The following is a 26,418-nucleotide window of genomic DNA, read 5'->3' as shown; positions in this document are numbered from 1 at the left end:
CTTTCCTTGTATTTTTGCTTCTATGCAGCTACTGTAAGCTGCCATACTGATTTGCTTCCTTCGCTCCAAAGTCGAGAATAAACTTCTCTACACTTCTTAAACTTAGCAAAGGTTTTTATAGCTTCACATTCATTGCAGTAAACTTTCCAACAGCCTGTGCACTTGCTATTCTTTCCTGCATTTTTTATAAAGCCAACTACATCTCCTAAAGGATAGCTTAGAAAAATGCCAATCTCATGAGGAAATTCATCTTGAGCTGACAGTCTAGATTTCAATCTCTCAATAGCATAATCAACATCAATGCTTGTATATCCATATCCCTTAAGAAACTCCGCAACTCCCGTCTTACTTAAATCCTCTCTAAGACGAGACTTACGACAGACATATATCAAAGCAACATTGTTACGATTTCTAAGAAGAATTAAAGAAACCCCCTTACTGAACAACTTATTATTCCAATCTTCTATCTGCTTTTTTAAATTTTCTTCTCCTAAATGATTTATACTAAATAAATTAGCCGTTTTAATTGAAGCTAAAGTTGGTGAACAATTTTTAATTAAATATTTTTCTAACATCCTATATTCCTCCTTGTTCTGCACTGCAGTGACCTGAAAGAATTCCATGTAGAGCTGAAGCACTGCTGCTATGAGCCCTAGCAATGGGAATATTATTTCTTTTAGCCTCTTGCGATGCACTAATAACCATTTTATGTGATACTGTATTTGTAAAAAGTATTAGGAGATCCGGACATCCCATTTTCTTTTTTATACCACCTTTTTCCTTGGTGAATACCTTAGCTTTACATCCATACTCCTTACAAATGCTTTCATATTTACAAGCCATACACTCATTACCGCCAATTATTACAATACTCATAAAATATCCTCCTCTCTAAACCTTCATAATTCAATCTTCATATGTATTTTTATAAATCTCCTCACAATTCTCACCCCTTCTTTGAGAATGAGAATTATTCTCAACTTCTATATTAATAGAATACTAAATATTTTATTTTCGGTCAAGTACTTTTTTTATTTCTGTACTTTTCTAAAAGCAAAAAATAAACCCACTTGACTAAATTTTCATCTAATCAAATGGGTTATTTAATTTATTCAATTTATTTCCTTTTAAACTCTAAACTAATTTCTCTGCCTCTGAGTTATTATATATTCCAAGTAATAAACTAGAATACTATAGCTCTCGCACGTTCCATTTAACAAACATAACAAGACCAACATTTAATAGAGCCGTTGCTAAAAGAATTATTCCTAATGGAATTCCTAATTCTATAACTTGTCCAAATAATAGCTGTCCTGGAGCCACACTGATGGTAGCTACTGCTGTTGAAAAGGCTGATACTCTTCCCAGCATTGTGCCTGGAACTTCCTTTTGAGTAAATGTTAAAGTTAGTACATTAGAAAGAGATAGAGACAGCATAATCGCCATTCCACCTAAAGCAAAAATTCCAGCTAGGGCCATGGCATTTATTTTAATAAATCCTAATACCGCCATGACTATAACTCCTGTTAGCATCGGTATGTAGGTATAATGTACTTTTTTCATGGAAAACATATCAGGCTTTATGCTAATCCAAAATCCGCCTAGAATCATTCCTAAAACACAGATAGCTTCAACTATACCATAGACCTGTGCTGGAAGATTAAGCATTACGTTTATAAAGTACGGAGCTACAATTGAAAGTATTGGCACTAAAAATATATTACATAGAGCATAGGATGTAATAATTCCTAAAACTATTTTCTTTTCCCTCTTCAAATAAACAAAGCTTTCTTGCATGTCTACAAAGGACTTTTTCACAAAAGCTAAAGAAAGCTTATTGCTTTTCTCCTTCTTGTAATTGTTGCTTTTGCCCTTATTTAAATTGTCTTCCTTATCCTTTTCCAATTCCTCATCTCGGTCGATATATATTTCCCTGGAAAACTGCACGTCCGCCTCTTCAACTTTCACCACATCAGGAATATCTAAAAACAGCTCCAAGATAGCAGACATTAAAAAGCTTATAGCGTTTATTACTACTATTACCTTTATTCCCAGAAGTCCATAAAGAACCCCCGCTAGGATTGGTCCTGCAAAGTTTACAATAGATCCCACCTGATTTATAATTCCGTTAGCTGTAGTCAGCTTCTCCTCCTCCACTATCTGTGGAATTGAGGATACAACTGCTGGTCCATATAAGGTATAGCAAATAGATAGTATGAACATAACTGCAGTAACAATGAGTTCATGGTCATGATCCCTAAGTAATATAAAGGCATAACTCCCAATTAAAACTGAACATATTAAGTCCAGATACACCATAATCTTTTTCTTGTTCACATTATCTGAAAGCATTCCTGCAATTGGTGCAAACAAAATATACGGTATGGTTGATATAGCTAGAATTCTAGCAAAGGCAGCAGTGCTCCCTGTAAATTCTAAAAGGTATAGAGACATACTAAATCTCTGAATAGCATTTCCGAAAAGAGATATAATCTGCCCTATTACTATGATTATAAAATTTTTATTTTTCATTATTCCTCCCTAAGAAGCTCATATTCCATGCATATAGGATATTCACCATTTTCACTTCTTTGAAGGTTAGCGTCTATTCCATATATTTCTTTTAATGTGCTTTTATTAATTACCTCTAGAGGTTTTCCCTGACAAACAATCTTTCCCTTTTTAAGTCCGATTATATTGCTAGCAAATCTACAGGCATTGTTAAGTTCATGAAGGACTATAACTACAGTTATTTTCTTCTCTTTATTAAGTCTTTCAAGAACCTCTAAAACCTCCAGCTGATATGACATGTCTAAATAAGTTGTTGGCTCATCCAGCATTATTATGTCCGTTTCCTGAGCTAAAGTCATGGCAATCCAAGCCCTCTGTCTCTGACCACCAGATAGATTTTCAACTTGTCTATCTACGAATTCCTTAAGGCCTGTTTCCTCTATCGCCCAGTCAATGATCTTTTTATCATGGCCGTTAAGTCCCCCAATAATCTTTTGATGTGGAAATCTGCCATAGGCCACCAGTTCTTTAACTGTAAGACCACTTGGACATACTGGTCCCTGTGGAAGAAATGCCACTTTTTTTGCAATGTGCTTCTCTTTTACTTCTTTTATATTTTTATCATTAATGAATATATCTCCAGCCTTAGGCTTATTAATTCTTGCAATGGTCTTTAAAAGGGTTGATTTCCCACATCCATTAGCTCCAATAATAATACTGATTTCTCCCTTTGGGATGGAAAGATTCATATCTTCAATTATAGTATTGCTTTCATAGGCTACTGATAGATTCTTTACACTTATAGCTTCCATAATTATTTCTCCTTCATCATTAAATAAATAAAATATGGTACTCCAAAGATGGATACTGTTATTCCCACAGGTATTTCAATTGGAGAAAATAGATTTCTTGAAACTGCATCAGCTAAAAGAATTATGATAACGCTGATTATAGCTGATACTGTTACAAATTTTTTGTGGTAGGGTCCTACAAGTTTCCTTGCTATATGAGGAGCAATAAGCCCTAAAAATCCAATATTTCCTGCAAAGGCTGTTGCACTCCCTGCAAGAATTACTGCATAACTTAAGAACTTTTTTCTTTCCTTCTCAAGATTAAGCCCTAGTGAAATGGCAAGTTCATCTGAAAGACTTAATACATCCAGCTTCTTATGATTTATCAAAACCAAGATAAACATAACTGCCACTATAGGAATAATTACCTTCGCATAGCTCCATCCTGCACCCCACAGACTTCCAGATGTCCAAACTAAAACTCTGTTATAATCTCCTACTCCACCTCTGAAGGTAAAGAAGGAAATAAAAGCATTAAGTCCTGCATTGAGGCCAATACCAATTAATAAAAGTCTCTTTGGTCTTATGCCGCCTCTGCTAGACATAAGATATATAACAAAGGCTGATACTGCTGCCCCGATGATTGCCATTAAGGGTAATACAAATATGGATAACTGTTCAAGCTCACTATAATAGTCAGCAGTTTGGTATGTAATAAATAGAACCGCTGCCACTGCTGCTCCAGCATTAATTCCGATTATCCCCGTGTCTGCAAGATCATTTTTAGTAATTGTTTGAAGAATTGCTCCTGCAGTTGATAGGGCAACTCCCACAAAGGCTCCCACTAAAAGCCTTGGCAGTCTTATACTAAGGACTGCGGTATTTTGAGACCTACTTCCATTTCCAAGAAGTGTATTTATCACTTCTAATGGTGAAACCTTATAGGTTCCCCAGCATAGAGTAACTCCAAAGGAGATAACTAGCAGAATTAATAAAATTATTAAGGTAACTTTATATCTTTTGTTCTTCATTATCCCCTCTCCTTTCTAGCTACTGATATGAAAAATGGAATTCCAATTAGTGTTGTAAAGATTCCAATTGGTGTTTCGTAAGGATTAAATAACATCCTTGCTGCAATGTCTGCATAAGTTAAAAGCACTGCACCCAAAAGGAAGGAACAAGGTATGTTCTTTCTATAATCTTCACCTAACAGCTTTCTCACAATCTGTGGAATTATTAGCCCCACAAAGGCAATATTCTTCCCAACTGCCACCGCTGCTGCACACATAGGTATCATTATCATAAGAGCTCTAAACCTGATTTTCTCTGGATTTTCACCAAGTCCTATTGCCACATCGTCTCCCAGATTTAAAATATTAATTTTTGGTGATAATAAAATTGCTAAAATAAGTCCAATAACTCCTATAAAAAACACCAGTCTGAAATCTGCCCAAGTTGCATTTCTAAATCCTCCTGCTACCCAGAACCCAATCATTTGTGATTGATTAGATAAAAGTCCTATAACTGTAGTTAAAGAAATAAAGAAAGTGCTCATAGCTGTTCCGGCTAAAAGTATCTTTGTAATGGAATTATTATTTGCCTTCTTAGATAAAAAACCTAAAATTATGATTCCTGTTATTAAAGCTCCAATAAAAGAAGCTATCATTACATTTCTTGTGGTTACAGCAATTCCTGCTGCATAAAATATTGCAATTACCAGAGTTGCTCCCTGGCTAACTCCTAAAATAGAAGGTTCAGCAATTGGATTCCTTGTAACTCCCTGAAGCATTGCTCCAGTTACTCCTAAGATCCCTCCTGTAAATACTACAGCAAGAGCCCTCGGTATTCTTACATCTCTAACCAGCATCAGCTCTAGGGTTTCATTATAATTAAATATACTATTCCATATGTCTGTAAAATTAATATGGACAGACCCCAGCCTTATGGCTAGAATCAGTCCTCCTATTAATAATAACAAACTGCAAAGCACAAATATTGTGGTACGTCTGCTATTTTGTTTCATTTAACATTTCACCTATTTCATCTACTAATAAGTTTCTTCCAATTGAGCTATAGCCTTGGTTAAAGTAAGGTGATGAGTTTAATACTACAACCTTTCCTTCTTTAACTGCAGGTAAGCTGTTCCAAATTGCATTGCTTTCAAGCTGAGCTAAATCCTCATCTGTAGCAATTAAGAAAATATAATCTGTAGCAATTGATGCTAATCCCTCATAAGTTACAACTGGTAAGCTGATGTCAGTCTGAGCTGGCATTCCTGCTGGTTTAGCAAGGCCCATATCCTCGTATAACACACTTCCAAATCCTGCTCCATCAAAGATAAAAAACTGTCCGCCACTTGCAAGGAAAGAAAGATATGTTGTATCTTCGCCATATTCAGCCTTTATAGCATCTCCTGCTGCTGCTGCCTTAGCTTCATAATCAGCTAGCCATTGATTAGCAACATCCTCTTTATCAAATACCTTTGCAAAAGCTCTAACATCATCCTTCCAGTTTAAAGCTTCTAGCTGAATCATTACCGTTGGTGCAATCTCACTTAATTGATCATACATTTTCTCTTGAACTGTAGAAATAACAATTAAGTCTGGCTCTAAGTTCATAACTGCCTCAATATCCATAGTATCCTGCATGCTATATCCTAAAATTTCTGCACCCTTTAAAGTATCCTCAAGGTATGCAGGGAATTTTGTATAATCATAAGCATCACTGTTAGCCGTTCCAATTACCTCATATCCTAAAAGTGATAAGATATCACTATTTCCACTTAAATCAACTATTCTCTTAGGCTCAGCTGGTATCTCCACTTCACCTCTAACGTCTGTTATTGTAATAGTGTTTCCTGAATTACCGCTTTCTCCTTCAATACCTTTTGAACCACATCCAACCAGCATCATTGCAGCCATACAAGAAACTACTAACGCCTTTAAAAACTTTCTCTTCATAATTTTCCTCCACCTATTATATAATATATTTCGCAGTCAATTTACTGTCTCAATTGTAGTTGATACTCATTATCATTTCAATATTTGCATCTAATTTGATAATTTTATCATCTCTTTGAACAATTAACGGCATAATAAATTCTGATATTATAAATATTATTTTCAAAAGGAAGGTTAATAATTACTAAATCTACAGGAATATAACTGATAAATTTAATAACTAAACTCTTAGAAAGTTTAAAAATGAGGTATACCAAATGAAATGTAAAACCACCGTAGAATTTCAAAATGAAGTATTAAAAAATATGTCCTTTACTCCCTATAAAGATACAAACTTTATCCTATACAAAAATCATGAAAAACCAGAGCTAGGATATTTTATTAAATATAGCAGAGAAGGATACTATGACTTTGGTATTGGAGATTATACCATTCCCCATAACTTCACCCTGTCCTTTGAACATTCCGAGGAATTAATGCGTTTTGGAACAGTGTACTCCGGTGAAACGAAATTCAGAATAGAGGATGAGCCAGTATCTTCCTTTACTCCCTCATCCTTCTTTGTGGTGGAAAAGCACCTAAAAGGTAATCAGGTCTGGGAAAAAGGACAGCATTTTCATGGTGCTGAAATAACTATCTATAAAAAATATCTGGAAGAGGTCATAAATCCGGCCTTTCCAGACACAATAAATTTTCAAAGCTTTTTATCGAATTACACCTATCATCACCTTCCGCTGGATATTGCAAAAATCATTGAAGTGCTTAGAAGTCTTGGTGAAAAGCATACTCTTACACCTCTTTATTTAGAAAGCAAACTTTTAGAGTGTCTTGCTATAATTCATCAAGAACTTTCCGCCAGTCCTGAAAATGTCTTTACTAATCAACTGGATTATGGACATATAGAAATTGGTAAAAGCAGAAAAATTTCTTTAACAGCCTCCGATGTTAACGCCATCCAAAGGGCTCATGATATTCTGTCGGAAGACCCCTGCAATCCACCAACCATCAAGGCACTAAGTAAAGAAGTTTTCCTTAATGAGCAAAAACTAAAGGCTGGATTTAAGGCCAGATATCACATGTCCATCAGCCAGTATACTACCTCTCTAAAAATTGCCATGGCGGAAACCCTTCTCTCTACTACTGAATTATCCGTTGAGGAAATCGCAAAATCCCTTGGATACTCTCATAGTGGAAACTTCGTTAAAATGTTTAAAAAGGCCCATGGAAAAACGCCACTGGCCTTTAGAAAAAGATGGTAATATCTAAAACTTTCAAAACTTAGGGGCTGTAAAAATTCAGTCCCTAAAAACAACATATTTCCATTATATTTATACTTGTTTATATACTTCTTTTATAATTACCTTTATTTCTTTTCATAACTACTTCCATTTCTTTTATAATTACTTTTATCCCTCATTAAATTATCTAATACTAAAATTGATAATTTAATAGTTCTTATGAAGTTCCTATATATGACCATTTCTCTGAAGTTTTATTTCAAAACAGGCTCCTTTTCTTAGGTTAAAGGCAGTTATTTCTCCCCCCAAATATTCAATAGATGACTTAGCAATAGATAGTCCAAGACCAAAGTTGCCCTTGTCCCCTTTATAGAACCTTGTAAATATGTTTTCAAGATCACCATTTTTAATGCCATCTCCATCATCAATTATATGGATAATTACACTGTCAGCTGCTTTCTCGAATCTCACTATCACTGTTTCCTTGGCGTATCTTAAGCCATTGGAAACTATATTTATCACCGCTTGAGAGAGGAGCTTCTCATCAATATTCATGGTGAAATTTTCGTCTCCTTCCAGCTTGATGTACTTATTACTTTTATAAGCTACACCTCGAAGCTGGTTTAATATCCTGTTTAAGCTGTGATACAGATTCATATTTTTATAGGACACCTTCACACTAAAGGAATCCATTTCTGAAAGCTTTAACATGCTTTTCACCACATCTCTTAAATGCTTGCTTTCATTAATGATTATATCCAGTGGCTCTTCAACATCATCAAAAACCTTATATTTTATCCCTTCTGCATATCCCTGTATTGACATCAATGGAGTTCTAAGCTCATGGGAAGCATTTTCCATAGCAATCTTTTGAGCCCTATAATAATCAAATAATCTCTTTGCAAGTTTATGTATGCTTAAGTTAAGTTCTTCGATTTCAGCAGTTTCAAATACCTTAATTTCTTCTGTTCTATAGATACTTTTAGACAGCTTTATGGCATCCTCTGCTAACATTTTTATGTCCCTGGAAATCTCTGAGCAGATTTTTATAACCATCAAGGTAAACCCTGCAATAAAAGCTATAAAGATAACTAAAAGAAAGATATTTGTGTTTAAAATAAATCTATGACTGTAGGTGCTTTCATTTAACGCCGCCTTATATATCATGTTAAAAACAACAAAGAAAATTCCTGTGAATACTATAAGGTAGCTCAATAAAGGCCTTAACATTCTTTTTCTAATCGATATTTTATCCATCTATATTCTCCTCAAAAATTCTAAATCCAAATCCTCTTATGGTTTTGATATGAACCCTAGAATTGTTTTCTAATAATTTTTTTCTAAGTCTTTTAACAGTGTCATCGGTAGCCCTTGTATCAATCTCATTCACCTTAAAGTCCCAAACTTTCCTGAGGAGTTCTTCTCTGCTGATTGCTCTGTCTTTATTCTCTATTAAATAAACCATGAGCGAGAATTCATTTTTAGTTAAATTTATTGGCTCTTCCTTCACTTGAGCGCTGTGCTGATTCTTGTTTATTACTAAGTCCCCATAAAATAGTATATTATGAGTTCCCCATTCTTCCCCCTTATCAATTTCAATCCTTCTAAAGATGGACCTGATTCTTGCTAATAATTCAATAGGTGAAAATGGCTTAGTTAAATAATCGTCGCAGCCTAAATTAATGCCAGTAACCTTGTCCAAATCACTATCCTTAGCGGAAACAATGATAATAGGTACTGAACTTATATTTCTTAAAATAGAACAGGCAGATAACCCGTCCATTCCCGGCATCATTATATCTAAAATTACTAAATCACTAGGATTACAGTAAAAATCATCTAAAAGAGCTTTAGCAGAACTATAAGTATTAACTCTGAAGCCTGCCTTCACTAAAAAAGATTTAATTAAATTAAGTATTTTTTCTTCATCATCTGCAATATAAATAAGTTTTTCCATAATTAAAATCCTTTCAAGTAATTATTCATTAAGTAAATTCCAAAAGGTTACACTTCAAATCCATAATTCCGTTACGGTTATCAAATCTTCCATGACATTCATCTATGATTCCCCTGGAACCTCCTAATTATATCCCGCCTTCCAATAAATCTGAGAAGTACTTCCCTTAAATAATATATCATATTAAATTTATTCAGGCACAAAAGTAACCCTTTATTTAACATTTGCCACAATATTGCCACAATCATACCTTTGAATTGACATACCTCAAATTGTACCATTTAATTATGGCCACTGAGGAAAACCCTTTAGCAGCCAGCAAAATTTATATTACAAAATAAACTTAATGGAGGGAAAAATTTTGGAAAACAAGAAAAGCTTTTACGGTTGGAAGGTTGCAGCTGGATCATTTATTATCTTAGCGATGCCTTTTGCGGTAATCTTTCTATCTCACTCAATATTCCTGACTCCTGTAACACAGGCTTTAGGATTTACAGCAACACAGTTTTCATTAGTGTTTACTATTGTTGCTATAGCCACTGCCATCATGTCCCCTATCATGGGTAAAATCATTAGAAAGTACGATGTTAGATACATAATGGCCCTTTGCGGAGCAGTTGTATCAATTTCCTTTGCAGCCTTTGGACTTGCAAGAGAATTGTGGCAGTTTTATTTATTATCTGCAGTTCTTGGTGCCTTTGCCACAGGGATAACTCAGATTCCTATATCTTATATCATCACCAACTGGTTCCCATCAAAGAAAAAAGGTGTGGCAACAGGTATAGCCTTTTCTGGTGGTAACCTTGGAGCCTTCTGCACCATCTTAACTATCTCAAATTTGATGCCTAAGATTGGTTATGAAAAGTGTTACTTCCTATTAGGTGGGGTAATGCTGGTGGTAACAGTTCTGGTTTCACTATTTGTTATAAAAGAGAAGCCTTCTGACCTTGGACAAAAACCTTATGGTGATGAAGAAGTAAAAGTTGTAAATAAGAAGTCAACAGCTTCTGAAGAGCTTACTGGTTATACCTTTAAAGAAGCCAAAAGCTCCTCAGTATTTTGGGTTTATGTAGTTGCAATAGTTTTACTTGGAGTTGTCTTTGCAGGCGTACAAATGCATATTCCAAGCTACATGCAAAGTATCGGCCATTCCGCTTCCTTTGCTTCAACAGTAACTTCAATAGTTTCCATAATGGGTATCTTAAGTAACGTTCTTATTGGAATGCTTCTTGAAAAAGCAGGCTTAAAGTTGGGTATGTCCATAATCGGGATAGCCATGATTGCTTCTATAGTATGCTTACTCCTTGGAAAAACTGCTTTATTTGCAATCCTATTTGCAGTAATCTTTGGTGCTTTCGTTGCCATTGCAGCAATGGGACCATCCTACTTAACTAGTGAAATCTTTGGTAAAAAGGATTACGGAACTATCCTTGGAACTGTAATCATGTTCTTCCAATTTGGTGGAGCCGTAGGACCAACTTTATCAGGTTTTATCTATGACACAACAGGTGCTTATAAAATTACTTGGATAATCTTTATAGTACTTTTAGTTATAACCTTTGCAACTTTCTTATTTGCTTTCAACCTAGCAAGCAAACATAGAAAGGCTGACTAAATATTGAAATACACTAAATTTTAAAGATAAATTATACAATTATTTTAGGAGGAATGAAAAATGAATTTTAGAGAGAAATATGGACAATGGGCAATTGTATTAGGAGCAACAGAAGGAATAGGAAAAGCTAATGCTTTTGAATTTGCAAGAAGAGGAATGGATGTAATCTTAGTTGGAAGAAGAAAGGAAGCTTTAGAAGCTTTAGCTACTGAAATAAATGCTGAAACTGGAAGAGAAATCAGAGTTTTACCTCAAGACTTATCAGAGTACGATGCAGCTGAAAAATTAATTGAAGCAACAAAAGACTTAGACATGGGCTTAATCAACTATGTTGCATGCCTTCACGCAATGGGACAATACAGCAAGGTGGATTATTCAAAATATGAGCAGATGTATAGAGTAAACATCAGAACCTTCTCTAAGCTTTTACATCACTTCATAGGATTATTTAAAGAAAGAAACAGAGGTGCCTTTGTAACAATAGGTTCTTTATCTGGATGGACATCCCTTCCATTCTGTGCTGAATATGCAGCTCAAAAAGCATACATGATGGCCTTAACTGAAGGTGTAGCTTATGAATGCCAAAACACTAATGTAGATGTATTATTAATGGTTGCAGGTTCAACAATTACTCCAACTTGGTTAAAAAATAAACCTGCCGATGAAGACACTTGTGCAGCAGCTATGTACCCAGAAGACGTTGCAAAAGAAGGTCTTGATCAACTAGGAGTTCACATGTCTTACTTAGTTGGAGAAAGAAACAGAAACAACCACCAAAGAAGAATAACTGAGCACAGCAGAGATGAAATAATAGCTGAACTTGGTAAGATGTTTACACACATGGCTTAAGATACAAATCTTCAAATCTAAGGCTGGAAACTTTAAGCCCTTCAGCCTTGGATTAAAAATAACTTATTAAAAATACGAGGTGAATATAAATGAAATTAAAAAATAAAGTAGCATTAGTAACAGCTGCCACTAAAGGTATAGGCCTTGCGAGTGCAGAGAAATTAGCAGAAAACGGAGCAATAGTTTATATTGGTGCAAGAAACAAAGAATTAGCTGAAGAAGTTATAAAAAACATAAAGGATAAAGGTGGCATCGCAAAATTCGTTTACTTTAATGCCAGAGAGGCAGAAACTTACACAGCAATGGTTGAAGAAGTTATCACAAACGAAGGAAGAATCGATATCCTTGTAAACAACTATGGCGGTCATGATGTTAAACTAGATAAAACAATTTTTGATACTACCGGTAAGGATTACTTTGACGCTGTAATGAACAATCTTCAAAGCGTATTCTTAACAAGCCAGGCTGCAGTTAAAAGCATGAAGGAAACAGGCGGTGGAAGCATAATCAACATCTCAACCATCGGTTCAGCAGTTCCAGACCTTTCTGGAATAGCTTACTGCACTTCAAAGGCTGCAATAAACTCTTTAACTCAAAACGTTGCTGCTCAATGTGCTCAGTACAATATCAGATGCAACGCAGTTTTACCAGGGTTCATTGCAACAAAAGCAGCCCTAGAAAATATGAGCCAAGAATTCTTAGACACCTTCTTAAAGAACGTTCCTATGAACCGTCCTGGAAAACCAGAAGACATAGCAAATGCAGTTCTATTCTTTGCTTCTGATGACTCTTCTTATTTAACAGGTGAAATCATGGAAGTTGCAGGTGCCTTCGGTAAATTCACTCCAATGTATGGAGACTTCGTAAGAAAATAAAATTCCTAAAGCATTAAAAACTCAGTCTGCTGTAGATTTTATTATTCTAAAAAAATATATCTAATAAAAAACTATAGAGAAGTCTATAAAAGCAGACTCCCCTATAGTTTTTTATATTAATTTATAATTAGGAAATATTATACTTACCCTGGTTCCTTCTTGAAGTTTAGATTCTATACTTATATTTAAGCCTAATTTCACACATAGCTTCTTGCATAGATATAATCCCATACCAGTACTTTTACCAAACTTTCTTCCATTTTCACCAGTAAAGCCTTTTTCAAATACTTTGTTTAAATCTCTATCTATTATCCCAAAACCATTGTCCTCTATTGTTAACACCACTGAATTATTAAGTTTCTTTGCTTCAATTTTGATTATACTGTCTTTTTCCTTAGAATATTTAATGGCATTTCCTAGTATTTGATTTAATATAAATTCAATCCACTTAGTATCACAAAAAACAGTTTCATCAATAGCTTCTAATTGCAGCTTTATGCCTTTATTAATGAAATCTCTAAAGTTTCTTTTTACAACCTTCCTAACAATTTCTTCAAGGCTAACTTCCTTTATGATAAAGTCTTTTCCTACTTCGTCACTTCTAGAGTAATATAAAACCTGCTCCACAAAGTTCTCAATTTTATCTACCTGCTTATCAATTTTTCTTGTAATTTCATTGTTATTGTTTTCTATTAAAAGCCTTGTTGATGATATTGGAGTTTTTATCTCATGAACCCAGGTTTCAATATACTCTCTATATTCCTCTTGGATAGTTCTGTAGCACTTCACATTTTCATGCATATCCCTGCTCAGAACCTTAAGTATTTCATTTATTCTTTCGCCTGTAATAAACTCTGCATCCTCAATAACTTCAGGCAATAAATACTTTTTATCTAAACCTTCTAATATCTTTTCTATATTATTTAAATACTTTTTCAACTTCATATAATCTAGCAGCATATAGCTAATCAATGGAATAAACCATATACACCCTACTAAAAAACTATTATTACCGAACTTATATCAGCAGGTATCATAACTCCTACAATTATAAGATATATGATAACATTAGCACCTAAAATTACTCCTTTGTCCTTAAGAAAACTTATTATGTTCATATCTTCATAGCCCTAACCTTCCATAATATCACCTAAGCCTCTTCTTGTTTCTATGGTGTCCTTAATGCCAATGCTCTCCAGCTTTTTACGTAGTCTAGTGATATTAACAGATAAAGTGCTGTCATCCACAAAGTAATCAGCCTTCCATAAATACTCCATTAAAGCTTCTCTTGAAACAATGGTTCCTTTATTTTCAATTAAGTAGGATAGAATCTTCACTTCATTTTTAGTAAGCTCCAGCTCTCGTTCCCCATATATAACCGTTGCATTAGATAAATTCAACTTAAAATCCCCATAGGTTAAAGTATTACTTCCTGCAATATTTCCACTAGCTCTTTTTAAAAGAGCAGAGATTCGTGCTAAAAGAATTTGAGTATTATAAGGTTTTGTTACAAAGTCATCAGCCCCTAAATTCATGCTCATTAATTCATCCATATCACTATCTCTACTAGTGACAATGATTATCGGAACCTCTGATTTTTTACGAATTTCTCTGCAGATATAATAGCCATCATAAATTGGAAGATTTATATCTAATAGAATTAAATCAGCTTCAGAATCTAGTATAAACTCTATTATATTTTCAAAGGCTGTGGGTGCTATAACCTGATAATTATATCTGCTTAAAAAGCTCTGCAGCTCTTCTCTAATAACATTATCATCTTCAACTATAATTACTTTTTTCACTTACTTTTCCTCCAACTCTAATGTTGTACTTCAAACTCATATTATTTATAAACTATTTTCACCTGTTAATTTTTCCTTATACTATTTCATAAAGATTATAACAAAAATCTATTTGAAGAACTTTCCCTTCTTCAAATAGATTTTCTTTAAGTTATTTAATTTTACTATTAACAATATTTTTATATCCAGTATAGGTAGTGTAAAAATATATTATATATACAATTACAAAGATCCCCGCTGTAATCATGGATGCCCCACCAATATCAGGCTTATTATACATGGCAACAAAATCATTAGCTACCTTTATTCCCACCACTGAATGTACTAGAGCCAGTATTACTGGAAGGCTAAAGTAAATTAAAGTTTGTGCGAAAATGGTTTTATTTATTCCCTTCTTACTTGCTCCTATTTTTCTAATTGCCTCATATCTCTCAAGACTGTCGCTAGCCTCACTTAGTTGTTGAAGGGCTAAAACTGCCATACTGCTGATTAAGAAAACAATTCCTAAATATATTCCTACAAATAATATGGTTGTCGTCATACCTTTGTTTTCCTCATATAATGCCTCTCTAGACGCAGTAATAACAAAGCCTGCTTCATCAAAATAATTGTCATTGTTTCTTTTAAAGTCCTCTATACTCTTTACAAAGGTTTCTTCCCCTTTTCCATTAACATTATCCTTGAAATTTACATTCACTATGCTGGTGCTTAAATTAGCAGCATCACAAAATTCATCATTTATCACAATGGTTAAGAAGTTATCCTTCACATAGCTGTTCTTTAAATTAAGATTAATAACTTCTTTATTTTTAATCTTATAAGAAGTATTCTTAAGATTTATTGTGTCATTTTCTTTCATATATTTTTCTATAGAAGGTAACAGCTTAGAAACATTAGAGGTTATCAGCACTTCATCCTGTGCTAACTCTACTGTTCCTTCATTATTTAATCCCATTATTTCATTAAAATCTGATACCTTAATATAGGCTGCTTTTATCTTTATATTTGAACTACTGCTGTCTAATGGAATAATATCTGAAATCTGTTCTCCAGTAATATATTCATCATAATATGCAACCTTATCATCTGCTGCAAAGGTAATTCCCATGTTATCCATGGATTCTTCAATACTTTTCACCTTATCCTCTTCGTATACATATAGATATGCACTAGCATCAAAAGGTGTTGATTCCTCTAACCCTGACTCTAAGGCATTTTTAAAACTAAATCCAGTAGACAACACTCCAATGGTGATAAAAAGCATTAAACATATAACAGACATAGATATAAAATTTGTATTAACCTTACTGTTGATCTGCTTTATAGTGAAAATATTTAAACCCTTAAAATAAATCCCCTTGGTTCTTTTAACTATATAAAGTATAAATCCTGCTAAGCTAAAGAAGAATAACGCAGTTCCTATTACTCCTAGTATTATTGATATACGGAATTTAATATCTAATACATTTAACCCAAGGTCTAAAACCATTTTATAAGCTGTTCCTAAAGCACCTACAAATAAAATAAAAGTTATCAAATAAATTAAAGGATTTTTAAATTTTACATCCTCTGTCTTTCTTCCTACTGTTAATAAATCTATTATTTTATACTTAGAAATAACATAAGTATTAAAAAGCATTACAAGGAAGAACATTATCCCAAAATAAACAACGGTCTTACCTATGGCTGCTGTTGAAATTACAAATTTATATTCACTCATTTCAAACTCAAATAGTTTTGAAACTAAAACTGATAAACCTTGTGATGCTAAAATCCCAAAGAAAAGTCCACTTATTAAAGAAATTATTCCAACTATTATAGTTTCATAAATTAATATCCTTGAAATCTTTCCCCTTCCCATACCTAAAGTCATGTAGATACCTAACTCTTTATTTCTCTTCTTAATCAAGAAATTATTAGCATATAGGATAAGGCCACCTAAAATTACTGCTACAAGCACAGATACATAAGAAATAATTGATGTTAGCATTTCTACATAATCCATACTAGTAGACGATACTTCCATAAAAGCCTTTTGAGATTCAATGGAGTTAAAACTGTAAAAGATACACACCGCTAAGGTTAAGGTTAAAAAGTATATGGTATAATCCTTAAAACTCTTTTTTACATTCTTAGTTGCTATCCTAGAATACATTGTTGTCATCTCCTCCTATCAGAGTTATCACCTCAATTATTCTATTAAAAAATTCTTTTCTTGAATCACTTCCCCTTACAAGCTCTGTGAATATTCTTCCATCCTTAATAAATAAAATTCTATGGGCATAGCTGGCTGTAAAAGCATCATGGGTAACCATTAAAATAGTTGCCTTTAAATCCATGTTCAAGCTTTCAAATCTTTCTAAGAGCAATCTTGCTGCCTTTGAATCTAAAGCTCCCGTTGGCTCATCTGCTAATATCAAAGCTGGATCGGTAACAATTGCTCTCGCTGAAGCCACCCTCTGCTTTTGACCTCCAGACATTTGATAAGGATATTTATTTAAAACTTCCTCAATTTCTAAATACTTTGCCACCTCTTTAATTTTTCCATCAATGACCTCCGTCTTTTCTCCCTTAATAGTTAAAGCTAAGGCTATATTTTCATAAGCTGTTAAAGTATCTAAAAGGTTAAAATCCTGAAAAATAAAACCTAATTCATTTTGTCTGAACTTATCTAATTGTTTTGACTTTAACCTTGTAATATCCTCATTATTTATAATAATATTTCCCGTAGTTACAGTGTCTATGGTTGAAATACAATTTAAAAGAGTAGTTTTACCACTACCTGAAGGACCCATTATACCAACGAATTCTCCCTCATCAACTCTAAAGCTTATATTATCTATAGCCTTTGTCAGGTTCCCCTTATTTCCATAGTATTTTTCTATTTTTTCTACCGTTAAAATATTTTTCATCTTTATCTTCCCTCCATTTATGAAACTATATATTTTAATTTTTTCAGATTGCACCATTAACCTCAAAACTTTTTTCATCATATCCAGCAAAAATCACTAAGCACATTATTTTTAATACCTCATATATCTTTATCACAAAAATCATCTCCTTGTTTAAAGCTTATGAGTTTATTATATAGTGTGCTTAATTTATTACCTATGTATTTGTCTTGCATTAACATTACAATTTTGTAATGTTGAAAAGAGCTGAGGATATCCTCAGCTCTGCCTATGTTACTATCTATTTTTTAATTTCTGCTATGTAACCAATAACTATAGATTTCTTTTTAACTGAATCTACCTTTGAAAATTTCTTTTCTTAAAATACTTTTATACCTCAATTATTTCTCAATAAAAAAAGCCTGTAATTTTCATTACAAGCTATAAATTCTAAAATTATCTTCTATTATTTTGTTGTTTTCTTGCTCTTCTGCAATCCGGACATCTTACTGGCTCGTTATCGAATCCTTTTTCTTTGTAGAACTCTTGCTCTCCAACTGTGAATACGAACTCACTTCCGCAATCTTTACATACTATTGTTTTATCTGTCATAATAATTCCTCCTGAATTTTAAGGTCTAACTTGATATATATTTTCTTATTCATGAGAAATTATTTATCTAATTGATCTTAATATATTTTGTTAGCTATCTGCTACTCATTTATAATAACACTTATTTCGACATTATACAATACCTTTTTATAAAATTTATAAATTTTCTTTAATTTTTCAACAAATAAAGATTTTCAGTTCATGATACAGCTATTTATTATTAAAGTTAAAGCTTAAAATCTGTCTCTTAAAATACTGCTAAAGCTCCTTATATTAATTTATGAATGATTTCCACATAGAAAAAATATATTATATGTCGCCGTCAGCAATACTCCTTGGCCAAGATAGTAAATTCTTTTTAGCTATTTTTAACTGTTTTTCTTCTGCAAAGTGTATATCACAGAAATAATTATGATAATTTGCAACCCACACATACTTGTCCCAAACTCTGATATTATTTTTATTCTTCTCTAACATCTCTTCTAATTTAACCTTATGTTTTAAAAGCAAGTTTATTTGCATTTGCTCAAATTCATACTGATTGCTACATTCAGTGTAGTGTTTGAAAATTACATTTAGATAATTTAAAAACCATTGGCCATCATTATCAATTAATATTTTGTTACGCTGTGGTGCCTCATCATAGTTATTTATATACCTTTGCAGCCTACTTATTGTTTTGTCATCTAATACAATCCTTGGATAACATGCTAAATTACTTTCAACATGATGTGCATCTAAAAGTGCAGAACCGAAAACTATATCTTCATTAATATAAAATTCACCTACACTGATTCCCCCTCTAACAAAGAAACCTTCTAATGCTAGATTGAATTGATATTCCGATACATTATCTAATATTTCATTTAACTCTGCTTCTCCATCATCCTTTATTGGATAACCTATAATCATATTATCGGTATATATTTTAATCTTACCCTGACTATACTTATTTTTGATTATACACTGCTTGTTCTTATTTATAATAAAATTAATTTCTTTAAGCAAATCATCTCCATACCCATCTTTACATGAATCTACTATCATCTGTGAAAAACCTAATATATCTATAGTACATACAATAGAATTAACAAGCATTGGACTTTCTTGATTATATTTCTGCATACTAAATTAAACACACCCTTACTTAAATCATTATTTCAATGACATTTTAACATTTATTATAGTTTTTTGTGAAGACTTAATTATACGTAAATATGTGTATTTTATATTCAAAAGTTACTCAATAATTATTTATCTCAAAACTATATTTACTTATCAATTTAGATTTAATTATTATAACTATATATTTTTTATTCTTATTGTTATCCTTATAAAACAAAAAACCTGCAGTTTTCACTACAGGTATAGAATCTAAAATTATCTTCTATTGTTTTGTTGCTTTCTTGCTCTTCTGCAATCAGCACATCTTACTGGCTCGTTCTCGAATCCTTTTTCTTTGTAGAACTCTTGCTCTCCAACTGTGAATACGAACTCATTTCCACAATCTTTACATACTAATGTTTTGTCTGTCATAATAATTCCTCCTAAATTTTAAGTTTTCAAACTGATATAATAGTTTCTAATTTACGAGAAATTATTTATCTATTCAAACTTATTTATTATTAACATATTTGATATTCTTTAATAATAACACACATTTATTTAATATACAATAGTTTTTTGATTTTTTACAAAATTTTATTTTTTTGTGAAATCTAATTAATCTCCTGCTTTTTCTTATCATACTGGCCTTTGATTAGTCAAGGTATTAAAAAAATTATAAAAATAATTATGGCTAGAGCTACCAAAGAGAGATAATATGTCCAGCCTCCCTGTGGCAAAAAGAGAAAGGGTGCTATCTCCTGAGTATAGGATAACAAAAGAAATAGATAAGGCTAAATCTGTTGATGATACTTGTTATTTAACTGAAGAAGAGATAAAAAAATATGATATTTCTCAAGAAGAAATAGAAAAATTTCAGCAAGATAGAGAGCTTGCAATTACAGCCTATAAGGATAAAAAATTTGTCCAAGGCTTAGAAAAAAAGGCTAAAGAGTATGTTTCTGATAACACAACAAGTTCTGTTTATAAACACTTTTTCAATAGAGCTACTGACGACTATGGTTTTAATGAAGATAAAACTGTTGTAACCATATCAGGACATTATACAGGCAGAACTCTTCAATTAGTTAACATTAGAGGACGTTATGACATAAAGTTTGATGGTACAACTGGTGAAATTATTGAGGCTAATTTAGGAAAAGAATCAGTGGATTCTACAAAACATCCTATAAATTAAAAAAGACTTACATATGGTGTACAGACCATATGTAAGTCTTTTATTTTGTCACTTTTACCACTAATTTAAATTATTTACTTCCACATTTATCATTTGACGGAAGTGAAATTATCTCCATATCTATGATTTTCAGATTGAATTTCCTTTTTTATTACTCCACTGAAGATATGTTAGCCTGATTATCCTTGTTAAACACTATCATTTATTTCCACCACAAAGTATAATAAGTGATGCAAGATTTCTAATATAACCGCTTAAACCTGCCTGATATGTATTTTAGATAATCATATCAAAACCTTAAACAACACAAGGAGGAAGAAAAAATCATGGAAAAAAACTCAACTCAAGAACTGAAGCAGGTCCTTCAAGTGGTAACTTCAACAATTAAAAACTGTGAAAAAATGCAACCAAAATTTGAGGAAGGAACCTCACAGCACAGCCTGCTTAAAAATAGAATAAAAGCTCTATACATCTCAAAAGCCTTGTTGGAGGGTGAAGATATTACTGAAGTCTATTCAAAGGAAGACCTAGCTAATGCCCTTCCTAAAATCACCTCTATCATCAGCAAATCTGAAAATGGAATTAAGAAGTTTAAGGACGGCCACAGCACCTATACCCGCTTTAAGAAGATTATTGATGCCATGAATACTTGCAAAGCCTTAGTTTTGGAAGCAATTGATAAATACTAAAGTATACTACTTTTATATTATCCCACCCATTCAATGCTTGAAATAAATAAAAACCTCACTCGTAACACATGAATATATTTCTAATTTCAATTCTACATCTTCTTAAATATTAGAATTGAAATTAGAAATATACCAAACTTCACTTATTTATCTATATTAGTTGCTAACATCTTGCCTATCTTTGCATCTATTTTTTATTATATAATTTTTATTTATATTTTTGTTTTTTCAACTCCCTCTAAGTTCATTACAATACACCTAGGTGGATATATACTAAAAAAATATTGTAAAATGTTGAATAAATATTGTAAATATATTAATATAAAGGGTATATTTGTATTATTTAGTGCTACAAGTTATAATCTCCATGTAGTATAAATTGTGTAAACGTTTAGGAGGACATAAAATGAATATCGCTATATGTGATGATGAAAAAATATTTATAAATGACATAATACAAACCCTTGATAAAATCTCTTTTCAGGATGAAATAGATTTATATATTGATACCTTTAAATGTGGAGAGGATTTAATAAGTGCAGTTAAATCTACTGAAAAAATATATGACTTGATTTTCTTAGATATTTTAATGCCAACCTTAAATGGAATAGATACAGCCAAAGAAATTAGAACCTTTAATAAGGATGTTGCTATTGTATTCTTAACGAGTACCATAGAGTATGCTCTTACAGGTTATGATGTACATGCCCTTAACTACCTTTTAAAGCCTGCTAAAGATGATAAAATAAGAAATATTATTAAAAACATGGAAAAATATAATAAAGAAGCTTTTTTTACTCTAACTCATAATCACCAAGTATATAAAATTAACTTAAGTAACGTTAACTATTTTGAAGTTACAAACAGAACCGTACATATAAATACGGTTGTTGAAGATAATTTAGAAAATATCAGGTTTTATAAAAAACTGGAAGATTTAAAAATGGAACTTAAGGAATTTAACTTTGTAAGATGTCACCGAAGCTACCTAATTAACTTGAATAATGTTAAAGCAGTTTCCAGAACAGAAGTGGAATTTTTAAATGAAGTAACAGCACCTGTTAGCAGGATACATTACACAGAGGTGAAAAAACTATTTTCTGATTATCTCATGGAAAGTGTAATTTAAGAGTATGATGGATTTACATAGATTAATAAAACTATTTCCAACTTTCCTCATATTGATAATATTTTCAAATATTATCTTAGGTAATAAATTGCAATACAAAATAGATAAAGTTGCTTCTTATTTCCTAGTTATATCAATTAGCTTTATTCTGTTTATTGGGACTAGCTACCTGAAATTTAATAACTTCATTAGTTTTTATATAATTACCATAGCCATGCTTATACTCTATAATTTAATTTTTGAAGGATCTGCTCCCCTTAAATCAATAATTATAGTTATAACAATACAGTTTTTCTTGATTTCCATACTATCAACCAGTGTTGCCTATTACATATTGTATTTTTTAAGCATAGACTTTTTCTGTCTTGTGCCAATGGTTAATTTTATTGCTAAATTTTATAATTTATTGCAAATAACTTTTAGTATTGTCTTATTTTTTTATCTCTACTTTTATATAAATTTATACCTTGATATTTATTATAAAACTCTGAAGAAAAATAAATTTCTTCTAATTTTTAGCGTATTAAATTTTATTATATATAATTCATTACTTTATGTGTATTGTGTTTTTTCGAAATACAATTCTGTAGATAAGCTTCACATGATCCTGATGTTTATACTACCACTTTCCTTTGTCATTATTATTTTGCTTATTATTATTTCAAAAATTTTATCTGATAAGTACACTATTAAATCTTATTTAGATACTTTAGAAAACCAATTAAATATTCAGCTTCATCACTATGAAGCCTTTGAAGAATACTTAAACAAATCGAAAATAGTTGTACATGATACAAAGCATCATATACTAGCCATAGAAGTACTCCTTGAAAATAACAAATTTGAGGAAGCTCAAGAATATATAAAAGAAATTGAAAAAGATTTGTTCACCCTAAAAAAACGTAGAATATGCGACAATAAAATAGTTGATGCAGTGCTACAATATACACTTGTTCAATGCTCAAAGAAAAATATTGAATTTATCCACGATGTTGCCTTCCCTGAAAGTATAGATATCAACAATACAGCTTTAACAGTTATTTTTGGTAATTTGCTAAAAAACTCAATAGAATCTTGCTGTGCTATTACTAATCCTTCCATAAAAAAATATATATCTATCACTGGAAAGATTGTTAATAACAATTTAGTAGTGAAAATTATTAATTCCACAAATAAAAAAGCCATATTTAATAGTAATGGTTTAATAAAAACTACAAAACAAAATAAATATACTCATGGTATTGGTATTCTAAGTGTAAAAAACAGTATCAATAAATATAATGGAAATATCGTCTTCAAGTCTAATTCTAATAAGTTTGAAGTGTTCTTTTCCATCCCTTTAAATGAGGCTTAAAGGTGACTTAATTCAATAAAACATAAAAATTTCTCTTAACTTTTATTATAAAGGGGACGCCAAAATTCCAGGTATCTTTCTATGAAGGATACCTGGAACTTTGAATTTACCATATATTCAATATTCTTGAGGATGTTTTTTATAAAGAGGGGGACTCTTTTTAATAATTTTCAATAAATACTTCAAAATAACCTTGGGGATGTGCACAGGCTGGGCAACTAACAGGAGCTTCTGAACCTTCATAGATATAACCACAGTTCAAACATTTCCATAACACAGGCTTATGTTTTTTGAATACAGTATTTTCTTTAATATTTTTAGCTAGTTTAGAGTATCTGGCTCCATGTCTTCTTTCAACCTCTGAGATTTCCTCAAAAGTAACTGCAATTTCTTCAAAGCCTTCCACTCTTGCTATACTTGCAAAATCAAGATATAGATCAATCCATTCTTCCTTTTCGCCAATGGCAGCTTTCTTTAAATTTGAAAGGGTATCTTCATGTAAGGCTACGGTATATGCTGTAGTTATTTCTATTGCCTCATCTTCAAAGTCATTTTTCAAAAACTTATAAAACATCTTAGCATGCTCTTTCTCCTGCTCTGCTATTTCCATAAATATGTTAGAAATTTGAACATAGCCTTCCTTCTTAGCCATACTGGAATAAAAAGTATACCTAGCTCTAACTTGGCTCTCTCCAGCAAATGACTTCATTAAATTTTCTGCTGTTTTTGTTCCTTTTAAACCTTTCACTGAATTAAACCTCCTTAGTTATTTACTTTATATTATAATTATATTATTATTTTTTAAGGTTTGTATTTATTTGTTGTGAACTGCTATTTAAATGTTGTAACTTGTATCTTTTGGTCAATATTAAGTGAAATATTACTTAATATTCACGTTGAATATCCTCATCAATAAATAATAATAATTTCTAAGTAACCAGCCTCTCACCATCTCACTACGCACATTAAAACTTGAAGCAATATTTGAATTTTTCAATAAATTTATATAAAATGATAAGTAAGTATCTGCACATATTTAAGCACAAGGGGGAGTTAAAATGAGATACGAAGGCACAGTATATAGACCACCAAGCGAAGGGAGAAGTTTAATTATTCAAGCAACAATAGGCTGCTCTCATAATAAATGTACATTTTGTGAAATGTATAAAGATAAAAAATTTAGAATGAGAAATATAGATGAAGTTTTTGAGGATTTGCGCTCAGCCAGGGCTAGATATAGTTATATTGAAAAAATATTTCTTGCTGATGGGGATGCGTTAATAATACCAACAAATAGATTAATTTTAATATTAGATGAAATAAATTCACTATTTCCAGAGTGTAAAAGAATCACAGTTTATGCAAGTCCTAAATCTATTTTACTAAAAAGTCCAGAAGAATTATCTTTATTAAAGGAACATGGTTTATACATGGTTTATTTAGGTCTTGAAAGTGGAGATGACACAATTCTTGCTGCTGTTAATAAAGGTGCTTCATCCTCACAATTAATTGAAGCTGGTAAAAGAATCAAGGACGCGGACATTAAAATATCTTGTACCCTTATAAGTGGTTTAGGTGGAAAAGAAAAATGGACTGAACATGCTATAAATTCAGCTAAGGTAATAAATGAAATTGACCCTGATTATTTGGGCTTATTAACTTTAAGGGTGGAAAACAGACTAATTAATCAAGACGTAATTAATGGCAGATTAACGCTGTTATCTGCTAAAGAGGTTTTAGAAGAAGCGCATCTCTTAATCAAAAATTTAGATTTATCAAATTGTGTTTTTAGAAGCAATCATGCCTCTAATTATGTATCTCTAGGAGCTGTCTTAGGTGATGAAAAAGAAGAACTTCTACAATACATTGAAGAAATTCTGAAAAAGGATGAGCTATTTGCCAATGCTGATAATTTTAGACTTTTTTAGCTTATAGAGGTTAACATTACTTCACATTCATCTATATCTTTTACTTCAATTCTGTTAAAATAAAATTATTAATACCGAAAGATAATTTGTCATGAAATGATTAAATAAATATCCTATTATTTGGGAGGACTGCTATGAAATCAAATGAGCGAAGACGTAAAATTGAAGAGATCCTTGATATTAACGGAAGTGTGGAAGTATCTAAACTCTCACAGCTTTTAAATGTATCCATGGAGACTATTCGCAGAGACTTAGATATTCTATGTATCACTGGTGAAATTAAGAAAATCCATGGTGGTGCCATAAAAAGTAATATGTCCTCCACAGACTATTTCTTTAAGAAACGTATAACAGATAATATTCTTGAGAAAAAGCAGCTTGCTAAAACTGCAGCCTCCTTTATTGAGGATGGTGATATAATTGCCCTTGATACTGGAACCACAGTGCTTCAGCTGGTTGATTATATTTATAACAAGGATATTTTTATTGTGACTAATTCCTTACCTGTTATAACGGCATTGTCCCAATATAATCTGAATCATCTTAAAGGAAAAATCATCTTCCTTGGTGGAGAGTTCAATGAAAATTCCATGGCTTCCTATGGAGAGCTATGCATTTCCATGCTAAAAACTCTAAATATCACAAAGGCCTTCATCTCCTGTGATGGCTTTGATGTTTCTAAAGGCTTATCCTATCATAATATGCGTGAGGCTTTACTGACTAAGGAATATATTAATAAATCAATGAAGACCTATCTCTTAATGGATAGCAGTAAATTAAAAACCAGCAGCTTCTATAATATTGGAGAGACTTCTATGGTTAATACCATAATCACTTCAAAGCCTTGTCCAAAGGAACTTAAAGAAACTGCTCCAAATACTCAGTGGATTCATGTAAAGTAAAAGCTTTTAA

Annotated in this window: 26 protein-coding genes and 1 pseudogene; 10 read left to right on the top strand and 17 right to left on the bottom strand. The window is 32.0% G+C overall.

Annotated elements, in window-relative coordinates; genetic code table 11:
* Nucleotides 1–20: 20 nt before the first annotated feature.
* The 7 genes from BN1075_RS02600 to BN1075_RS02570 all read right to left on the bottom strand — a co-directional run bounded on the left by BN1075_RS02600 (nt 21) and on the right by BN1075_RS02570 (nt 6,262).
* Nucleotides 21–575 carry a DUF3793 family protein gene (locus BN1075_RS02600; protein WP_040191485.1) on the bottom strand — a complete coding sequence of 185 codons (555 nt, stop codon included), beginning with the start codon at nt 573–575 and terminating at the stop codon, nt 21–23.
* 1 nt (nt 576) lies between these two features.
* Nucleotides 577–876, bottom strand: a complete 300-nt coding sequence (locus BN1075_RS02595) for a DUF2325 domain-containing protein (RefSeq protein WP_040191484.1) — start codon at nt 874–876, stop codon at nt 577–579.
* 315 nt (nt 877–1,191) lie between these two features.
* Complete coding sequence (locus tag BN1075_RS02590; protein ID WP_040191483.1) at nt 1,192–2,532, bottom strand: MFS transporter; 1,341 nt, start codon at nt 2,530–2,532, stop codon at nt 1,192–1,194.
* Nucleotides 2,532–3,323, bottom strand: a complete 792-nt coding sequence (locus tag BN1075_RS02585) for an ABC transporter ATP-binding protein (protein ID WP_040191482.1) — start codon at nt 3,321–3,323, stop codon at nt 2,532–2,534. The genes BN1075_RS02590 and BN1075_RS02585 overlap by 1 nt, the downstream gene beginning before the upstream one ends.
* 2 nt (nt 3,324–3,325) lie before the next feature.
* Nucleotides 3,326–4,333, bottom strand: a complete 1,008-nt coding sequence (locus BN1075_RS02580; protein ID WP_040191481.1) for a FecCD family ABC transporter permease — start codon at nt 4,331–4,333, stop codon at nt 3,326–3,328.
* Nucleotides 4,333–5,325 carry a FecCD family ABC transporter permease gene (locus tag BN1075_RS02575; protein ID WP_040191480.1) on the bottom strand — a complete coding sequence of 331 codons (993 nt, stop codon included), beginning with the start codon at nt 5,323–5,325 and terminating at the stop codon, nt 4,333–4,335. Before BN1075_RS02575 ends, BN1075_RS02580 begins: the two co-directional genes overlap by 1 nt.
* Nucleotides 5,312–6,262, bottom strand: coding sequence for an ABC transporter substrate-binding protein (locus BN1075_RS02570; protein ID WP_040191478.1), 951 nt, complete (start codon nt 6,260–6,262; stop codon nt 5,312–5,314). Before BN1075_RS02570 ends, BN1075_RS02575 begins: the two co-directional genes overlap by 14 nt.
* Before the next feature lie 257 nt (nt 6,263–6,519).
* Between BN1075_RS02570 and BN1075_RS02565 the strand changes: the two genes are divergently transcribed.
* Complete coding sequence (locus BN1075_RS02565) at nt 6,520–7,521, top strand: helix-turn-helix domain-containing protein (RefSeq protein ID WP_040191477.1); 1,002 nt, start codon at nt 6,520–6,522, stop codon at nt 7,519–7,521.
* A 207-nt stretch (nt 7,522–7,728) separates the two neighbouring features.
* On the opposite strand, the gene BN1075_RS02560 is transcribed toward BN1075_RS02565, so the two are convergent.
* Nucleotides 7,729–8,757 carry a sensor histidine kinase gene (locus tag BN1075_RS02560; protein WP_052406352.1) on the bottom strand — a complete coding sequence of 343 codons (1,029 nt, stop codon included), beginning with the start codon at nt 8,755–8,757 and terminating at the stop codon, nt 7,729–7,731.
* Nucleotides 8,750–9,457, bottom strand: a complete 708-nt coding sequence (locus BN1075_RS02555) for a response regulator transcription factor (RefSeq protein ID WP_148315447.1) — start codon at nt 9,455–9,457, stop codon at nt 8,750–8,752. The genes BN1075_RS02560 and BN1075_RS02555 overlap by 8 nt, the downstream gene beginning before the upstream one ends.
* A gap of 361 nt (nt 9,458–9,818) precedes the next feature.
* Here BN1075_RS02555 and BN1075_RS02550 point away from each other — a divergent pair, with 361 nt between their 5' ends.
* From BN1075_RS02550 to hdhA, 3 genes are all read left to right on the top strand, one after another.
* The gene (locus BN1075_RS02550; protein WP_040191475.1) at nt 9,819–11,072 is read left to right on the top strand and encodes an MFS transporter; all 1,254 of its coding nucleotides are present in this window, start codon (nt 9,819–9,821) and stop codon (nt 11,070–11,072) included.
* Between the two features lie 60 nt (nt 11,073–11,132).
* Nucleotides 11,133–11,921 carry a 7beta-hydroxysteroid dehydrogenase gene (hdhB, locus tag BN1075_RS02545; RefSeq protein WP_052406351.1) on the top strand — a complete coding sequence of 263 codons (789 nt, stop codon included), beginning with the start codon at nt 11,133–11,135 and terminating at the stop codon, nt 11,919–11,921.
* A gap of 89 nt (nt 11,922–12,010) precedes the next feature.
* A complete protein-coding gene (gene hdhA / locus BN1075_RS02540) occupies nt 12,011–12,796 on the top strand; it encodes a 7alpha-hydroxysteroid dehydrogenase (protein WP_040191474.1) in 786 nt (261 codons plus the stop codon).
* Nucleotides 12,797–12,907: 111 nt separating this feature from the next.
* On the opposite strand, the pseudogene BN1075_RS02535 reads toward hdhA, so the two are convergent.
* The 7 genes and pseudogenes from BN1075_RS02535 to BN1075_RS02505 form a co-directional block, all read right to left on the bottom strand.
* Nucleotides 12,908–13,914: pseudogene (locus tag BN1075_RS02535) on the bottom strand (sensor histidine kinase).
* Nucleotides 13,915–13,926: 12 nt separating this feature from the next.
* Nucleotides 13,927–14,601 carry a response regulator transcription factor gene (locus BN1075_RS02530; protein ID WP_040191473.1) on the bottom strand — a complete coding sequence of 225 codons (675 nt, stop codon included), beginning with the start codon at nt 14,599–14,601 and terminating at the stop codon, nt 13,927–13,929.
* Between the two features lie 151 nt (nt 14,602–14,752).
* A complete protein-coding gene (locus BN1075_RS02525; RefSeq protein ID WP_040191472.1) occupies nt 14,753–16,756 on the bottom strand; it encodes an FtsX-like permease family protein in 2,004 nt (667 codons plus the stop codon).
* Complete coding sequence (locus BN1075_RS02520) at nt 16,746–17,513, bottom strand: ABC transporter ATP-binding protein (protein WP_040191470.1); 768 nt, start codon at nt 17,511–17,513, stop codon at nt 16,746–16,748. Before BN1075_RS02520 ends, BN1075_RS02525 begins: the two co-directional genes overlap by 11 nt.
* Nucleotides 17,514–17,948: 435 nt before the next feature.
* Nucleotides 17,949–18,104 carry a zinc-ribbon domain-containing protein gene (locus tag BN1075_RS02515; RefSeq protein WP_040191469.1) on the bottom strand — a complete coding sequence of 52 codons (156 nt, stop codon included), beginning with the start codon at nt 18,102–18,104 and terminating at the stop codon, nt 17,949–17,951.
* A 309-nt stretch (nt 18,105–18,413) separates the two neighbouring features.
* Nucleotides 18,414–19,229 (bottom strand): hypothetical protein, encoded by an 816-nt coding sequence (locus BN1075_RS02510; protein WP_040191468.1) that lies wholly within the window; start codon nt 19,227–19,229, stop codon nt 18,414–18,416.
* Between the two features lie 255 nt (nt 19,230–19,484).
* Nucleotides 19,485–19,640, bottom strand: coding sequence for a zinc-ribbon domain-containing protein (locus BN1075_RS02505; RefSeq protein ID WP_040191467.1), 156 nt, complete (start codon nt 19,638–19,640; stop codon nt 19,485–19,487).
* A 301-nt stretch (nt 19,641–19,941) separates the two neighbouring features.
* On the opposite strand from BN1075_RS02505, the gene BN1075_RS02500 reads away from it, so the two are divergent.
* From BN1075_RS02500 to BN1075_RS21860, 4 genes are all read left to right on the top strand, one after another.
* Complete coding sequence (locus BN1075_RS02500) at nt 19,942–20,406, top strand: hypothetical protein (RefSeq protein ID WP_148315446.1); 465 nt, start codon at nt 19,942–19,944, stop codon at nt 20,404–20,406.
* Nucleotides 20,407–20,732: 326 nt separating this feature from the next.
* Nucleotides 20,733–21,095, top strand: coding sequence for a hypothetical protein (locus BN1075_RS02495; RefSeq protein ID WP_040191465.1), 363 nt, complete (start codon nt 20,733–20,735; stop codon nt 21,093–21,095).
* A 406-nt stretch (nt 21,096–21,501) separates the two neighbouring features.
* Nucleotides 21,502–22,224, top strand: coding sequence for a LytR/AlgR family response regulator transcription factor (locus BN1075_RS02490; protein WP_040191464.1), 723 nt, complete (start codon nt 21,502–21,504; stop codon nt 22,222–22,224).
* Between the two features lie 610 nt (nt 22,225–22,834).
* Nucleotides 22,835–23,578, top strand: coding sequence for a sensor histidine kinase (locus BN1075_RS21860; RefSeq protein WP_197072258.1), 744 nt, complete (start codon nt 22,835–22,837; stop codon nt 23,576–23,578).
* Between the two features lie 160 nt (nt 23,579–23,738).
* Here the strand turns inward: BN1075_RS21860 and rbr are convergent, their stop codons facing one another.
* Nucleotides 23,739–24,326: a rubrerythrin gene (rbr, locus tag BN1075_RS02480; RefSeq protein ID WP_040191462.1), complete on the bottom strand. Its 588-nt coding sequence runs from the start codon at nt 24,324–24,326 to the stop codon at nt 23,739–23,741.
* Nucleotides 24,327–24,636: 310 nt separating this feature from the next.
* Between rbr and BN1075_RS02475 the strand changes: the two genes are divergently transcribed.
* Together BN1075_RS02475 and BN1075_RS02470 are read left to right on the top strand one after the other, a co-directional pair.
* Nucleotides 24,637–25,506 (top strand): radical SAM protein, encoded by an 870-nt coding sequence (locus tag BN1075_RS02475; protein WP_040191460.1) that lies wholly within the window; start codon nt 24,637–24,639, stop codon nt 25,504–25,506.
* Nucleotides 25,507–25,640: 134 nt separating this feature from the next.
* Complete coding sequence (locus BN1075_RS02470) at nt 25,641–26,408, top strand: DeoR/GlpR family DNA-binding transcription regulator (RefSeq protein ID WP_040191459.1); 768 nt, start codon at nt 25,641–25,643, stop codon at nt 26,406–26,408.
* The last annotated feature ends 10 nt before the right edge of the window (nt 26,409–26,418 follow it).

The sequence above is a fragment of the Clostridium culturomicium genome (genome assembly GCF_000821305.1).
Taxonomy (GTDB): domain Bacteria; phylum Bacillota; class Clostridia; order Clostridiales; family Clostridiaceae; genus Clostridium_J; species Clostridium_J culturomicium.
Note: the sequence above shows the minus strand (reverse complement) of the source record. Positions and strands in the feature narration are given on the sequence as shown.

Bases quoted from the DNA above. Each gene is read 5' to 3' on its own strand.
- BN1075_RS02600 (WP_040191485.1), bottom strand. From the start codon at position 575: ATGTTAGAAAAATATTTAATTAAAAATTGTTCACCAACTTTAGCTTCA.
- BN1075_RS02595 (WP_040191484.1), bottom strand. From the start codon at position 876: ATGAGTATTGTAATAATTGGCGGTAATGAGTGTATGGCTTGTAAATAT.
- BN1075_RS02590 (WP_040191483.1), bottom strand. From the start codon at position 2,532: ATGAAAAATAAAAATTTTATAATCATAGTAATAGGGCAGATTATATCT.
- BN1075_RS02585 (WP_040191482.1), bottom strand. From the start codon at position 3,323: ATGGAAGCTATAAGTGTAAAGAATCTATCAGTAGCCTATGAAAGCAAT.
- BN1075_RS02580 (WP_040191481.1), bottom strand. From the start codon at position 4,333: ATGAAGAACAAAAGATATAAAGTTACCTTAATAATTTTATTAATTCTG.
- BN1075_RS02575 (WP_040191480.1), bottom strand. From the start codon at position 5,325: ATGAAACAAAATAGCAGACGTACCACAATATTTGTGCTTTGCAGTTTG.
- BN1075_RS02570 (WP_040191478.1), bottom strand. From the start codon at position 6,262: ATGAAGAGAAAGTTTTTAAAGGCGTTAGTAGTTTCTTGTATGGCTGCA.
- BN1075_RS02565 (WP_040191477.1), top strand. From the start codon at position 6,520: ATGAAATGTAAAACCACCGTAGAATTTCAAAATGAAGTATTAAAAAAT.
- BN1075_RS02560 (WP_052406352.1), bottom strand. From the start codon at position 8,757: ATGGATAAAATATCGATTAGAAAAAGAATGTTAAGGCCTTTATTGAGC.
- BN1075_RS02555 (WP_148315447.1), bottom strand. From the start codon at position 9,457: ATGGAAAAACTTATTTATATTGCAGATGATGAAGAAAAAATACTTAAT.
- hdhB (WP_052406351.1), top strand. From the start codon at position 11,133: ATGAATTTTAGAGAGAAATATGGACAATGGGCAATTGTATTAGGAGCA.
- hdhA (WP_040191474.1), top strand. From the start codon at position 12,011: ATGAAATTAAAAAATAAAGTAGCATTAGTAACAGCTGCCACTAAAGGT.
- BN1075_RS02525 (WP_040191472.1), bottom strand. From the start codon at position 16,756: ATGTATTCTAGGATAGCAACTAAGAATGTAAAAAAGAGTTTTAAGGAT.
- BN1075_RS02520 (WP_040191470.1), bottom strand. From the start codon at position 17,513: ATGAAAAATATTTTAACGGTAGAAAAAATAGAAAAATACTATGGAAAT.
- BN1075_RS02515 (WP_040191469.1), bottom strand. From the start codon at position 18,104: ATGACAGATAAAACAATAGTATGTAAAGATTGCGGAAGTGAGTTCGTA.
- BN1075_RS02510 (WP_040191468.1), bottom strand. From the start codon at position 19,229: ATGCAGAAATATAATCAAGAAAGTCCAATGCTTGTTAATTCTATTGTA.
- BN1075_RS02505 (WP_040191467.1), bottom strand. From the start codon at position 19,640: ATGACAGACAAAACATTAGTATGTAAAGATTGTGGAAATGAGTTCGTA.
- BN1075_RS02495 (WP_040191465.1), top strand. From the start codon at position 20,733: ATGGAAAAAAACTCAACTCAAGAACTGAAGCAGGTCCTTCAAGTGGTA.
- BN1075_RS02490 (WP_040191464.1), top strand. From the start codon at position 21,502: ATGAATATCGCTATATGTGATGATGAAAAAATATTTATAAATGACATA.
- BN1075_RS21860 (WP_197072258.1), top strand. From the start codon at position 22,835: ATGTTTATACTACCACTTTCCTTTGTCATTATTATTTTGCTTATTATT.
- BN1075_RS02475 (WP_040191460.1), top strand. From the start codon at position 24,637: ATGAGATACGAAGGCACAGTATATAGACCACCAAGCGAAGGGAGAAGT.
- BN1075_RS02470 (WP_040191459.1), top strand. From the start codon at position 25,641: ATGAAATCAAATGAGCGAAGACGTAAAATTGAAGAGATCCTTGATATT.